General features: G+C 43.6%; 18 protein-coding genes. All 18 read left to right on the top strand.

Annotated elements, in window-relative coordinates; all coding sequences use genetic code 11:
* Nucleotides 1-93 precede the first annotated feature (93 nt).
* The 18 genes from OTK50_RS12370 (at nucleotide 94) to hpf (ending at nucleotide 13,415) form a co-directional block, all read left to right on the top strand.
* On the top strand, nucleotides 94-942 hold the full coding sequence (locus OTK50_RS12370; RefSeq protein WP_045209019.1) for a DegV family protein: 849 nt from the start codon (nucleotides 94-96) through the stop codon (nucleotides 940-942).
* Between the two features lie 108 nt (nucleotides 943-1,050).
* A complete protein-coding gene (locus tag OTK50_RS12365; RefSeq protein WP_224223856.1) occupies nucleotides 1,051-2,436 on the top strand; it encodes a DEAD/DEAH box helicase in 1,386 nt (461 codons plus the stop codon).
* Between the two features lie 57 nt (nucleotides 2,437-2,493).
* Nucleotides 2,494-2,778: a late competence development ComFB family protein gene (locus tag OTK50_RS12360; protein WP_003151389.1), complete on the top strand. Its 285-nt coding sequence runs from the start codon at nucleotides 2,494-2,496 to the stop codon at nucleotides 2,776-2,778.
* 5 nt (nucleotides 2,779-2,783) lie between these two features.
* Nucleotides 2,784-3,473 carry a phosphoribosyltransferase family protein gene (locus tag OTK50_RS12355; protein WP_198161198.1) on the top strand — a complete coding sequence of 230 codons (690 nt, stop codon included), beginning with the start codon at nucleotides 2,784-2,786 and terminating at the stop codon, nucleotides 3,471-3,473.
* A 73-nt stretch (nucleotides 3,474-3,546) separates the two neighbouring features.
* The gene (locus OTK50_RS12350; RefSeq protein WP_012118571.1) at nucleotides 3,547-3,966 is read left to right on the top strand and encodes a TIGR03826 family flagellar region protein; all 420 of its coding nucleotides are present in this window, start codon (nucleotides 3,547-3,549) and stop codon (nucleotides 3,964-3,966) included.
* Between the two features lie 69 nt (nucleotides 3,967-4,035).
* Nucleotides 4,036-4,302 (top strand): flagellar biosynthesis anti-sigma factor FlgM, encoded by a 267-nt coding sequence (flgM, locus tag OTK50_RS12345; RefSeq protein WP_224223855.1) that lies wholly within the window; start codon nucleotides 4,036-4,038, stop codon nucleotides 4,300-4,302.
* 14 nt (nucleotides 4,303-4,316) lie between these two features.
* On the top strand, nucleotides 4,317-4,799 hold the full coding sequence (locus OTK50_RS12340) for a flagellar protein FlgN (protein WP_224223854.1): 483 nt from the start codon (nucleotides 4,317-4,319) through the stop codon (nucleotides 4,797-4,799).
* A 15-nt stretch (nucleotides 4,800-4,814) separates the two neighbouring features.
* Nucleotides 4,815-6,332 (top strand): flagellar hook-associated protein FlgK, encoded by a 1,518-nt coding sequence (gene flgK / locus OTK50_RS12335; RefSeq protein WP_044801917.1) that lies wholly within the window; start codon nucleotides 4,815-4,817, stop codon nucleotides 6,330-6,332.
* 11 nt (nucleotides 6,333-6,343) lie between these two features.
* On the top strand, nucleotides 6,344-7,261 hold the full coding sequence (gene flgL / locus OTK50_RS12330) for a flagellar hook-associated protein FlgL (RefSeq protein WP_007407477.1): 918 nt from the start codon (nucleotides 6,344-6,346) through the stop codon (nucleotides 7,259-7,261).
* Nucleotides 7,262-7,352: 91 nt separating this feature from the next.
* On the top strand, nucleotides 7,353-7,922 hold the full coding sequence (locus OTK50_RS12325) for a DUF6470 family protein (protein WP_007407476.1): 570 nt from the start codon (nucleotides 7,353-7,355) through the stop codon (nucleotides 7,920-7,922).
* Nucleotides 7,923-7,951: 29 nt separating this feature from the next.
* Complete coding sequence (gene fliW, locus OTK50_RS12320) at nucleotides 7,952-8,383, top strand: flagellar assembly protein FliW (RefSeq protein WP_007407475.1); 432 nt, start codon at nucleotides 7,952-7,954, stop codon at nucleotides 8,381-8,383.
* The gene (csrA, locus tag OTK50_RS12315; RefSeq protein WP_003151402.1) at nucleotides 8,377-8,601 is read left to right on the top strand and encodes a carbon storage regulator CsrA; all 225 of its coding nucleotides are present in this window, start codon (nucleotides 8,377-8,379) and stop codon (nucleotides 8,599-8,601) included. The genes fliW and csrA overlap by 7 nt, the downstream gene beginning before the upstream one ends.
* A 143-nt stretch (nucleotides 8,602-8,744) precedes the next feature.
* Nucleotides 8,745-9,731, top strand: a complete 987-nt coding sequence (locus OTK50_RS12310; RefSeq protein WP_007407474.1) for a flagellin — start codon at nucleotides 8,745-8,747, stop codon at nucleotides 9,729-9,731.
* 250 nt (nucleotides 9,732-9,981) lie between these two features.
* The gene (locus OTK50_RS12305; protein ID WP_266121892.1) at nucleotides 9,982-11,502 is read left to right on the top strand and encodes a flagellar hook-associated protein 2; all 1,521 of its coding nucleotides are present in this window, start codon (nucleotides 9,982-9,984) and stop codon (nucleotides 11,500-11,502) included.
* 19 nt (nucleotides 11,503-11,521) lie between these two features.
* Nucleotides 11,522-11,923 (top strand): flagellar export chaperone FliS, encoded by a 402-nt coding sequence (fliS, locus tag OTK50_RS12300; protein ID WP_049627493.1) that lies wholly within the window; start codon nucleotides 11,522-11,524, stop codon nucleotides 11,921-11,923.
* Complete coding sequence (gene fliT / locus OTK50_RS12295) at nucleotides 11,923-12,267, top strand: flagella biosynthesis regulatory protein FliT (RefSeq protein ID WP_045209006.1); 345 nt, start codon at nucleotides 11,923-11,925, stop codon at nucleotides 12,265-12,267. Before fliS ends, fliT begins: the two co-directional genes overlap by 1 nt.
* Before the next feature lie 9 nt (nucleotides 12,268-12,276).
* A complete protein-coding gene (locus tag OTK50_RS12290; protein WP_003151412.1) occupies nucleotides 12,277-12,654 on the top strand; it encodes a hypothetical protein in 378 nt (125 codons plus the stop codon).
* Nucleotides 12,655-12,848: 194 nt separating this feature from the next.
* Nucleotides 12,849-13,415, top strand: a complete 567-nt coding sequence (gene hpf, locus OTK50_RS12285) for a ribosome hibernation-promoting factor, HPF/YfiA family (protein ID WP_007407470.1) — start codon at nucleotides 12,849-12,851, stop codon at nucleotides 13,413-13,415.
* The last annotated feature ends 55 nt before the right edge of the window (nucleotides 13,416-13,470 follow it).

Raw genomic sequence — 13,470 nt, 5'->3', positions numbered from 1 at the left:
GTGTGAGAAGACTTGCCTGTTATGGCAAGTCTTTTTTTACAGCTGCATATCTATTAAAATACTTATTAAGTACTTAATAAGGCAGGTAAAGTGATGAAGATTGCAGTTGTAACAGACAGTACAGCATATATTCCGAAAGAGATGAGAGAAGAACATCATATTCATATGATCCCTCTCCAAGTGGTTTTCGGTGAAAAAACATTCCGCGAAGAAACAGAACTCGACTGGAGAAGTTTTTATAAAGAAGTAAAAAATCATGATGAGCTGCCGACTACGTCTCAGCCTTCTTTCGGTGAATTAATCGCATTGTACGAAGAACTGAGCAAAACATATGATGCAGTCATAAGCATACATTTGTCCAGCGGAATCAGCGGAACATATAACAGCGCCGCCTCGGCAAACACTATGGTTGATCATATTAAAGTTTATCCCTTTGATTCAGAGATCAGCTGTTTGGCACAAGGTTTTTATGCATTAAAGGCAGCACAGCTCATTAAAGACGGTGTTGACTCACCGGAAGAGATTATAAAAGAGCTGGAAGAAATGAAAAAAACAGTCCGTGCGTATTTTATGGTGGACGATTTATCACACCTCCAGCGGGGCGGGCGTCTAAGCAGTGCTCAGGCTTTTATCGGCGGTCTGTTAAAGGTAAAGCCTATTCTTCATTTTGACAATAAGGTAATTGTTCCTTTTGAGAAGATTCGGACACGCAAAAAAGCGATTTCGAGAATTTTTGAGCTGTTTGGGGAAGATGCAAGTAAAGGAATCCCGATGCGGGCCGCTGTCATCCATGCAAACAGGGAAGAAGAAGCGGCGGATATTATACAGGAGTTAAGCGGTAAGTATCCTCATGTCGAATTTTATAACAGCTATTTCGGTGCCGTGATCGGAACCCATTTGGGCGAAGGCGCCATCGGAATCGGCTGGTGCTTTAAAAACTAAGTGAAAATCTCCGTTTTCAAGGGCGGAGATTTTTTTATTTTTTAATTTTGGCAATTCGACAAGTAGGTTCCCGACAAGGCATACTTTGAGCAGAAAGGAGGCAGGGAGATGTCCGAAGGTGCTTCAGAATTTTCAGAGGTGCGGAGTTTCTTTTACGGCCGGCATTTATTGAGATCTGAGATACCGTTTTCAGATCAGCGCATCAACGTTTTTATAGAAAAAGAGTATATAACGGCCGAGCCGTCAATCATCCGCCGGAAAAACCGTTACGTCTGCCAACGATGCGGTCAGTCTGATCAAGCCTGCTTTGCGGCATTTGGGGCGCCCTCTGCCAAAAGGCAGATTACCTATTGCCGTGCCTGTGTCATGATGGGAAGGGCTGATGAACTGACATCATTATATTCTTGGAATCAAGCCTCTGAAAACAGCTGGGAGCCTGTAAAGCTTTCTTGGGAAGGAACACTGACAGACGGACAGAAGCGGGCGGCCGCCGCGCTTACAGATGCGATAAAAGAGAGACAAGAGCTGTTAGTATGGGCGGTTTGCGGATCGGGGAAAACAGAGATGCTGTTTCCGGGTATCGAGTTTGCGCTGAATCACGGTTTGCGCGTCTGTGTCGCGACTCCGCGTACAGATGTCGTACTTGAACTGCTGCCGAGACTGAAAAAAGCATTTGAGAAAGTCGACGTTTCTGCTTTGTACGGCGGCAGCGAGGACAAAGGCCGTTTGACTCCGTTAATGATTTCAACCGCTCACCAGCTGATGCGTTATCGAGACATTTTTGATGTCATGATAATAGATGAAGTAGATGCGTTTCCTTTTTCAGCCGATGAGACATTAAGATTCGCTGTTGATAAAGCGAGGAAGAAAAACAGCGCCCTTGTTTATGTAACGGCAACTCCTTCAGACACATTAAAAAAGAAGGCTGAAGCCGGTTTGCTGAAAAGCGTCCGCATACCGGCCAGATATCATCGGCAACCCCTCCCGGAGCCGCGTTTTTTGTGGTGCGGCAATTGGAAGAAGAAGCTTCAGAAAGGAAAACTGCCGCGCTCTGTAACGGATTGGGTTTGCCAAAAACTTCAATCACAGCTGCCTGTTTTCTTATTCGTTCCGTCTGTACACGTATTGAAAAAGACAACGGATTATTTTCAGAAATTAAACATAAGGGCAGAAGGCGTACATGCGGAAGACACATTCAGAAAGGATAAAGTGAAACGGTTCAGAAACGGCCGGCTTGACCTGCTGGTAACGACTACGATTTTAGAAAGAGGGGTTACCGTGCCCAAAGTTCAGACATGTGTCCTCGGCGCAGAAGCACCTATCTTTACTGAGAGCGCGCTCGTACAGATCGCAGGCAGAACGGGAAGGCATTATAAACATTTCAGCGGTGATGTCGTCATGTTTCATTTCGGAATTACAAACGGAATGAAAAAAGCAAAAAAACATATTGAACATATGAACAAATTGGCACAAAAAAGTAAATTGTTGGACTAGTTAATTTCAGAAAACATGATACAGTATACTCATACTTTCCTATGAGGAGCTGTCAGCATGCTTGTCAATTCTAAAGAAATCATATTAAAGGAACTTCTCGACCGCCATATGCCTAAGCTTCATATGAAATGCACATGCCGGGTATGCAAAAATGATGTACTGGCACTTTCACTAAACCGGGCTGAACCGGCATATGTTACAGATAAAAAGAAAGTTGCTTATGCAAAAGCAGAGATAGTTGATAAACAGAAAAATACAGCGCTGCTTGTCATTCTGGCTGAATCAGCGGCGATTGTTTCGGTTAATCCAAGCGAGTTCTGTGAAACTCGGGAAGGAGCGTAATATCTCTGAATTGTTTATTGTGTGACTCACCAATTTCAAGTTCATTGACTTGGAGATCTCTGTTTTCTCTGGCGCCCGAGCAAGAGGTATGCAGCATATGCAGCAGCCAATTCGAAAAAATTGAAGGCCCCGTATGCAGTATATGCGGGAGGCCTCAGGAGTCAAATGAAAAATGCGCTGATTGTGCGGCCCGGGAATCAAAAACGGAAAAGCGCTTTTTGCTGCGGCAAAACCGTTCGGTATATTTGTATAATGATGCGATGAAGGACTCATTGGCCCGGTTTAAATTCAGGGGTGATGCGAAAATCATTCAAGCATTTGAACGTGACTTTGCTGCCGGCTTTAAAGCGGCATATCCATCAAATACACATACTCTCATCCCTATTCCGCTGAGCGGCGAACGGCTGGCGGAACGCGGATTCAATCAATCCGAGCTGCTGGCCTCTCTGCTCGGAATGCCCGTCATTTCCCCCCTCATCCGACTGAACAATGAAAAACAATCCAAAAAGAGCAAAACAGACAGGCTGTCTGCAGAAAAAAAGTTTTCAGCAGCCGAAAACTCCGCCGAAGGTATGAACGTCATCTTAATAGACGATATTTATACGACGGGCGCCACACTTCACCAAGCCGCCGAAGTCCTGCTGACAGCGGGTAAAGCGTCATCGGTCTCCTCTTTTACTTTAATCAGGAGCTAAATCATTCTTTTTTTCTGCCGATATAATTGATAGAAATATAAGGCAGATTAAAGAAGGAATAGGAGTTAATACGATGGGTGAATTGGCGAATTGTCCAAAATGCAATGCTTTATTTTTTAAAACGAACCTGCAGACCGTGTGCCAGGCATGTATTAAAGAAGAAGAAAAAGCATTTGAAACCGTCTATAAATTTTTGAGAAAGCAGATCAACAGACAGTCGACGATGCAGCAGATCACTGAGGAAACAGGTGTGGATGAAGAGCTGATCCTCAAGTTTATCAAACAAAAAAGGATTCAGATCAGCCAGCTTCCAAATTTGGCATATCCTTGCGAAAGGTGCGGAAATCCAATCAGGACGGGGAAATTTTGCAAGTCCTGTCAGACAGATATTGAGTCGCAATTAGACCATATGAACCAAAAAACAGCCGCTGAATTCGAAGAGAAAAACAGTACAAAAGACACATACTATGCCTATAATACCAAAAACACCTGATTCCCTAAACTAACTGATAACGCAGTCGATAAAAGAATTAGACTGCGAACAGAAAGCGAGAGGAATCCTATGAAAATCAATCAGTACGGAACACAATCCGTTAATCCATACCAAAAAAATTACGAAAAGCAAGCCGTACAAAAAGAGGCTGTAAAGCCGAAAGACAAAGTGGAAATTTCTTCTCATGCAAAAGTGCTTCAAAATGCGTCAGATGCGGTCACTAAATCACGCCACGAAAAAATCGCTCAGCTGAAAGCTGATATTGAGAGCGGAACATATAAAATAGATTCAAACAGCATCGCTGAAAACATAGTGAATTTCTATAAAAAGCAATAAAAAGGAGAAAGCAAATGTCAGCAAAGCCAATTATTGAACAACTGAAGCGACTTTGCGTATTGAATGAACACCTGCTCACGCTGTCTGAGGAGAAAACGGAAGCGCTGAAAGCAGGTAAAACAAAAGAGCTTTCCAGCATATTGACTAAAGAGCAAAAATACATTCAGGCAATCGGGCAGACTGAGGAAGAACGAATCAGGTTAACTTCTCAGTTTCTCAGCCGCGGTGAGGACAATACAATTGCTGCATGCATCTCCAGAACTTCAGGCAGTGAAAAACAGGAGCTTGAAGGGTTATTTCACTCTTTGTCTGCGCTTCTTGACCGTCTGAAAGAAGTGAATGAGATGAACAAACAGCTCACGATTCAGGCTTTACAATTCATCTCCGGGGCATTCGATATGATCATGCCGGGTGAAAAAGAGAATATGAATTATAAAGAGCCGCAAGCGGCGCGCAAGCCTGTCAGCCGTTTGACATTATTCGATTCAAAAGCTTAGAACGGAGGATTTTTAATGCCATCGACTTTTATGGGGCTCGAAACAGCAAGGCGTGCATTGAGTGCGCAGCAGACTGCATTGAGCACAGTCTCAAATAACGTTGCAAATGCAAATACAGAAGGATATACGAGGCAGCGCGTCACATTACAATCGACGAGCCCTTATCCCGCAGTATCAAAAAACAGTGATCTGACGGCCGGGCAAATCGGAACAGGGGTTAAAGCCGGTTCAGTTGAGCGCGTCAGAGACAGTTTTTTAGACTATCAGTACAGAACTGAAAATACAAAATTAGGGTACTATACAGCCCGTTCCAATTCATTGTCGCAAATGGAAGGCGTCATGAAAGAGCTTGACGATAACGGATTAAACGGATCGCTCAGTTCGTTTTGGAATGCCCTTCAGGATCTGGCGACGAATCCGGAAAATACGGGAGCGCGCTCAGTTTTGCAGGAGCAGGGGAAATCTCTTGCTGAAAGTTTTAACTATATATCTACCTCTTTGACTAACATTCAGGGTGATATTAAAAAGAACCTGGATAACACAGCGGATCAGGTCAATTCCATTCTCAATCAGCTGAATGACCTTAACAATCAAATAGCGGCAGTTGAGCCGAGCGGTATGCTCCCTAATGATTTGTATGACCAAAGAGACAGATTGATTGATCAATTATCTTCTATGGCAAATATTAAAGTTTCATATAATAAGTCGGGCGGACATGCCTTGGCGACTGCTGAGGGCACGGTTAACGTCGAATTGCTGAACGGAAACAACAATTCTCTCGGTACGCTGCTCGACGGTAACACAAAAACAGTTTCAGAAATGAAAATAAACTACGACAAGGACAGCGGTCTCGTGTCGAGTGTGTCAGTCGGCAGCAGTACGGTCAATGCGGATGCATTTACCGGAAAAGGCTCACTTTTAGGTCTTATTGAATCATACGGCTATATGTCAAACGGAGAAGAAAAAGGTCTTTATCCTGAAATGCTGACGGCTCTTGACAATATGGCGCTATCCTTTGCTGACGCGTTTAATGCAGTTCATGAAAAAGGGAAGACCTATACAGGTGAACAGGGCGCAGCATTTTTTGATTTCAGCGGTGGTGAAGCGGTGCCTGCAAAAGGTGCGGCAGCGAAAATAAAAGTCAGTGACAAAATTCTTGCGTCTACTGATAATATCGCAGCGTCGTTAAACGGAGAAAAAAGTGACGGCACAAACGCGACAAATCTTGCAGCCGTACAGAACAGCAAGCTGACTATTAACGGTGAAACCACTACAATTAATGACTTTTATGAATCCCTTATCGGAAAGCTGGGCGTTAATTCACAAAAAGCGGCCAATCTTATGAACAACTCTGAAAGCAACACCCTTTCAGCCGATGAACGGAGACAATCAATCAGTGCAGTGTCATTAGATGAAGAAATGACAAATATGATTCAGTTTCAGCACGCTTATAATGCGGCTGCGCGGATTATAACGATGCAAGATGAAATATTCGATAAAATTATTAACGGTATGGGCACCGGAGGAAGATAGGAGATAAGTAAATGAGAGTGACTCAAGGGATGATCGCAAAAAATTCTCTTCGATTTATCGGCTCAAGTTATGACAAGCTCGATCGGCTTCAGCAGCAAGTGTCTACGGGGAAAAAAATCACGAAAGCTTCTGATGATCCGGTCGTTGCAATGAAGGGAATGCAGTACCGTACTCAGCTTGCGCAGGTAAACCAGTATCAGCGGAATGTTTCGCAAGGTTTTACATGGCTGGAAAACTCGGAATCAAGCGTAAACTCGGAAACAGATATTATGGGGAAAATCCGGGACTTGATGGTTCAGGCGAAAAGTGATTCGAACGGTGAAACAGAATTGAAAGCAATCGGTACAGAAATCGGCCAGCTGAAAAAGCAGCTCGTTTCTGTCGCGAATACTCAGGTAAACGGACGTTATCTGTTTAACGGAACAAATTCAGATGTCCCGCCGATCACTGAAAATGCCGACGGCACATATACGTACAACTATGAGAATTATACAGGTGCTTCGGATGTTAACATCAACATCTCGAACGGAGCAGTGCTGAAAGTGAATTCTGATCCAAACTCAGCTTTCGGAGGCGTCGCACAAAATGGAGATAATGTTTTTGAATTTCTAAACTCCCTAGAAGCTTCTTTAAGCAAAGGCACGCTGTCCGAAGCAGATTCAGATCAAATTCTGTCAGATATTGACGGTTTTACTGATAAAATGAATGCTGAAAAATCCAATATCGGCGCACGCACAAATCGGTTGGAACTCATTCAGACAAGATTGGAATCACAAGCGGCAACCGCTGAAAAAGTATTGTCCGATAATGAAGATGTAGAAATGGAAGATGTAATTGTTGATTATTTATCTCAACAGACGGTTCATAGAGCAGCGCTGTCAGTGAATGCGAATATCATTCAGCCGTCACTGATTGACTTCCTGAAATAATATAACTGATCGTCTTCAATATATAAAAAAAGCGACTCACAACAGGGAGATCGCTTTTTTTACTAAAATACTATAAACAGGAGGGATCTCTGTGCAGATGCCGAGATTGATTATTGACAGTGTGCCTGCTAAAATCGGTATAACCTTTCAAAAGGAAGAAATCGAGATGGAACAGCCGCCCGCTGACCTGGAAATCGAGCAGCCGCCGGCAGAGCTGAACATAGAAAGCACGCCGGCCAAACTGACGATTGACCAGACGAGGGCGTGGGAGAACTTGAATCTCAAATCATTTGAAAAGCTGAACGCTGAAGCCGCTCAGAAAGGTGCGGAAGCCTGCAGCGAGTTTATTGCAAAAACAGTCAGGGAAGGGAAGGAAATGGCGGCTATCGAAAAGAAAACGGGCAATGTGATGGCCCGGCAGGCAGCAGATGTCAGACCGCCCGATCCATTTGGCGAATTCAGCGACTTTCTGCCTGCGCAGTTTCTCGTCGACATTGACTGCATTCCTTCAAAGCTTACGATTGATATTGAAGCCCGCAAACCTTCAATTGAAGCAGCCGTCAATAAACCTGTATGGAATTATACGCCGGGGAAAGTTCAGATTGATATGATGCAAGACCCTAAGGTGACGATTTCGGTTGACGATGGCAACGCAGAATAAAAGATGAAAGTGGTAAAGGATTGTGAAGCATGATAATTAAAACAAAATATCACGGAGAAATCAGAATAGACGAAGGGCAGATTATCTCATTTGAAAACGGCCTGCCGGGATTTAATGACGAGACTCAATTTGTTGTTCTTCCTTTGTCGGAAGATTCACCGTTTTTGGCGCTGCAGTCTGTCAAACAGGAGCACATCGCCTTTATTGTCGCCAGTCCGTTTATTTTCTTTAAAGGGTACGAATTTGACATTGACCATGCGACGCTTGAACTTTTGCATATTGAAGATATAGAGGACGTCGAAGTGATGGCGATTTTAACGCTGGAAGAGCCTTTTGAAAACACGACCGCCAATTTAAAAGCGCCGATTATCGTCAATAAAAAGGAAATGAAGGCGAAACAAATCATTTTACATGATGCTTCCTATGAAACAAAACATCTGATAGGAGGAGGATCATGCTAGTTCTCTCAAGAAAAGTGAATGAGTCCATTCAGATCGGGCCGGATATTGAAATAAAGGTGATCGCTATCGAAGGAGAACAAGTGAAGCTGGGAATTGAAGCGCCTCAGCACGTAGATATTCACAGGAAAGAAATCTACTTGTCGATCCTGGAAGAGAACAACAGAGCTGTATCTTTTAATACTGATTTATTACTTAACTTATCCTCACAAAAAAAGTGAGGATTTTTTTATTTTCAATATAAACAATGGAAGCGGCCGTCCGATATATATATTGTAGCCAATGAGAGGAAAAATTTTCTTCAGAATGACGCTGCGCAAATGCACAAGGACGTGCGAAAAACAATTCAGGGAGGAAATACAAAATGAGAATCAACCACAATATCGCGGCTCTTAACACTAGCCGTCAGCTGAATGCAGGTTCAAACTCTGCTGCAAAAAACATGGAAAAATTATCTTCAGGTCTTCGCATCAACCGCGCTGGTGATGACGCTGCGGGTCTTGCGATCTCTGAAAAAATGCGTTCCCAAATCCGCGGTTTAGACATGGCGTCTAAAAACGCTCAAGACGGAATCTCTCTTATCCAAACATCTGAGGGTGCATTGAACGAAACTCACAGCATTCTTCAGCGTATGAGCGAGCTTGCTACACAAGCGGCGAACGATACAAACACTGATTCTGACCGTTCTGAGCTTCAAAAAGAGATGGACCAATTAGCGTCTGAAGTAACAAGAATCTCTACTGACACTGAGTTCAATACGAAGAAACTTCTTGACGGAACTGCGCAAAACCTTACGTTCCAAATCGGAGCTAACGAAGGCCAAACAATGAGCCTGTCTATCAATAAAATGGACTCTGAAAGCCTGAAAGTTGGTACGACTTATACTGTATCTGGTGATCAAAATACACTTACAGCAACTGACGGAAGCACTGCTACTTGGGCGGATGCAGACGATGCTACAAATAAACCAGCTGGTTATTACGATGCTGGCGGTAAAGTTATTGCATCTGAAAAATTAGCTGCAGATTCTAAAGTAACAAAAGGTATCGACATCTCATCTTCAGCTAAAGCTGCGTCTTCAGCTCTTACAACAATCAAAACAGCTATCGACACAGTATCTAGCGAGCGCGCTAAACTTGGTGCGGTTCAAAACCGTTTAGAGCACACAATCAACAACCTTGGTACTTCTTCTGAGAACCTGACTTCTGCTGAATCACGTATCCGTGACGTAGACATGGCTTCTGAGATGATGGAGTACACGAAAAACAACATCCTTACTCAGGCTTCTCAAGCTATGCTTGCGCAAGCTAACCAACAGCCTCAGCAAGTTCTTCAATTGCTGAAAGGTTAATGACGGAAAGATCCTGGTTCTCCAGGGTCTTTTTTTTATTTCTTCAGCTATCTCCCCCTTCAGCAAGCCAAAGAACCCTATTGACAAAATGAAACATTATATTTTGCAGTTAAATTATTGAAAACCTTTTAATATGACCGATATAAGAATAAGATCATACATTTATGGAGCTGTGATATGATAAACAGTCGGAAACTCACTGTTGTCATAGAGCCGTCTACGACTAAATGCCGAAAAGGAGAGGGTACATATGGTCACAAGAATCACAGGCCTTAATTCCGGTCTTGATGTAGATTCTCTGGTGAAAAAAATGATGGATGCCGAAAAGCAGCCGCTTAATAAATTAAACCAGCAAAAGCAGACGCTTGAATGGAAGCGCGATGCTTATCGGGAAGTGAATACTCAGATTGCCGACATGTATTCTACGACATTTAATAATATGCTGATGTCCACAAACTGGAATAAAAAAACAGTAACAAGTTCGGATTCCAGTGTCAGCGCGGTGGCCGTCAGTGCTGAGCAGAATATTTCAACGAGTATGTCTGTACAGCAGCTGGCTACGCCGACGACTTATAAATCATCAGGCGCCATCAATTTCACTTCGGGTCAGAGCCAAACATTGAAATTCAATGTCACAAATCCGGGTGAAACGAAGCCGACTGAGGTAAACGTCACGATCGCCGCAACCGATACAATTGACGATGTCATTTCCAAACTGAACAGCTCGGGTCTCGGAGTGACGGCTTTAAAAGAGAAAATTTCCAACGGCACGGATTATGTGGATACGATTGCGTTCACTTCCAATAAAACGGGGGAAGGATTTACCCTTGCCGCAGGTGATGACGCAACCAAAAGCTTTCTGAAAGATCAGCTCGGTTTTGCCGTTGATGATGCAACAAATGAACTGACGGCCAATGCCGAAGGGAAAAACGCGAAGTTTACGTTCAACGGGCTTGAAATGACAAAAACGTCAAATAACTTTACGATCAACGGCATCAAATACACGCTGAACAGCGTGACGGACAACAATAAAACGGTTACGATTAACAGCACGACTGATACGGACGGCATTTTTGACAACATTAAAGATTTCGTTGATAAATACAATACGTTAATTAAAAGTGCAAACGAGAAGGTAACAGAATCAAAATACCGCGATTATAAGCCGCTAACTGATGAACAAAGAGAAGCGATGACCGATAAGCAGATTGAGCAGTGGGAGTCAAAGGCTAAAAGCGGGTTATTACGGAGCGACAGCACGCTGCAGAACGGTTTGGCTGAGATGCGGCTTGATCTGTACTCAACGGTAACGATTGACGGAAAAAAATATCAGCTTGCCGATTTCGGAATTGAGACGTCTGATAGTTATACGGATCAAGGAAAGCTTGTCATTAAAGACGAAGCGAAACTGAAACAGAAAATTACCGAGAATCCTGCTCTCGTGGCTAAACTGTTTAATGCAGACAGTCCTGATACAGCGAAAACCAAAAACCCGGAGGAGCAGGGGATTGCCCGGAGATTAAAAGACACATTAAACAAAATGCAGACTCAAATTTCAAAACAGGCGGGTACGGAAAGCTCGGTATCATCCAGCTTTGCCATCGGAAAAAGCCTGAATGAAATAGAAACAAATATTTCCAATATGAAAACGAAGCTGGATGACATCGAATCGAGATATTATAAAAAGTTCAGCGCACTGGATACGGCATTGGAGAAATTGAACAGCCAATCTTCATATCTCACGTCAATGTTAGGATCTTCAACATCATAACCTTGGAGGTTTTATAAAAATGGCATTAAATAATCCTTTTGCTGCTTATCAGCAGACATCCGTCTTTACAGCCGCTCCGGAAGAGCTGACCCTTATGCTTTATAACGGCTGCCTGCGATTCATTAAGCTGGCAAGGCAGGCGATGAAGCAAAACAACCTTGAAGCCAAAAATGAAAATATCGTAAAGGCGCAAAACATCATTCAAGAGCTCAGCATCACGTTAAACCGGGAGATTGAGATTTCCGAGCAGATGTCATCCATTTATGATTACATCCGCCGCCGGCTGATCGATGCGAACGTGCAGAATAACGGAGAGTTTTTAGATGAAGCGGAAAAGCTCGTTACTGAATTTCGCGACACGTGGAAGCAGGCCATGCAGAGTGAACGGAAAAACAGCCACGGCGCGGGCGGCCTTGCCTGATGAACAGCAATGTCTTTTCTTTGTATAACGAAACGAAGAACATGTACGCCGCACTGAAGGACGCCCCGGAAAGCGATGGTCTTATCAGCAGCGTTACGGCATTTACGGAGAAAAGGGAGGAGATGCTTGCGGGCATAAAGCCGCCTTTTTCCGAAGAAGAAAAAACGCTGCTTCAGCAGGTGGCCGCGATGGACCGTCTGATTACCGGCGAAGTGAAACGGATTCAGGATGGTATCCGAAATAAAATAAAAACGCTTAAGAAAAAACGAATCTACCATAATACGTATTTCAATCCGTATCATCAAACGACAAGTGACGGCCGTTATTACGACAAACGCAAATAGGTGAGTGTTTTGAGAAGTTTGAATGATTACCATTTGGTGTCAGCCTATTACCAGCTTCTTTTTACGATTGATGAGGGGCTTTGCTACCTGTTGGACACGCAGGATGATTTTTTTAAGACGGAGGGCGAGCGGATTTACAACGATTTGATTCAGGCTTTTTTTCATCTCGATTCCTCTCATGCGCTTCTGCTGTCTATCATTGAGTGCCGATGCGTGGAGACGGCGATCCGCTCATTTGACGAGATCTTTCAGGATTTCAGCATGTTAAATGATTATGATTTCCCGTCCGCTCCTTTTCAGGAGTTTTTAAAAACCATCTTTCTGCCGCATTATAAGCTATGGATGGAGCAGACGCACGACTGCATCAAACCGTATGTTCTTCACTAGACCTGCTGCAAGCGGCAGGTCTTTTGCCTGCGTCTTCCGCATATACTTATAATCCTGCCGGAAGCTGCGGGATAAAACCGACACCATTCGTCATCGTTCACCGAATTTACACATTATTTTAACGTTTCAGCAGGGATCAGAAGGGGTAAAAGAGAAATAGTTACATATCCTTAGATAAAGGGAGGCGTTCTTTGATGAACTACAATATCAGAGGAGAAAACATTGAGGTTACACCTGCGTTAAAGGATCATGTGGAGAGAAAAATCGGCAAGCTGGAGCGATATTTCGAGCAGAGCGTCAATGCCGATGTGAACGTCAACTTAAAATTCTATAATGATAAGGAATCCAAAGTTGAAGTCACCATTCCGATGACTGATCTGGCGCTTCGTTCCGAAGTGCATAACGAGGATATGTACAATGCAATTGATCTCGCAACAAACAAGCTGGAACGTCAAATCCGAAAGCACAAAACAAAAGTCAACCGAAAATTCCGCGACCAGGGTCTTCCGAAACATTATTTCGAGAACGGCAGCGCTGCTGATACGGGCGTAGCGGTTCAGGACGAAATTGAAGATGACAGCCCGGAAATTGTCCGTCAAAAGCGTTTTAATTTAAAACCGATGGATAATGAAGAAGCGATTCTCCAAATGAATATGCTCGGACATAATTTCTTCGTATTCACCAACGCGGAGACGAATCTCACAAACGTCGTTTACCGCAGAAATGACGGCAAATACGGATTAATTGAACCGACTGAATAACCCATCCAGCCTTCCGTGAACGCGCGGAAGGTTTTTCTCTATCTTTATCTGCAAA

The organism is Bacillus sp. NEAU-CP5 (assembly GCF_026420705.1).
In the GTDB taxonomy this organism is placed as follows: domain Bacteria; phylum Bacillota; class Bacilli; order Bacillales; family Bacillaceae; genus Bacillus; species Bacillus velezensis.
The sequence above is the reverse complement of the archived record's forward strand: the minus strand, read 5'-3'. Positions and strand labels throughout refer to the sequence as shown.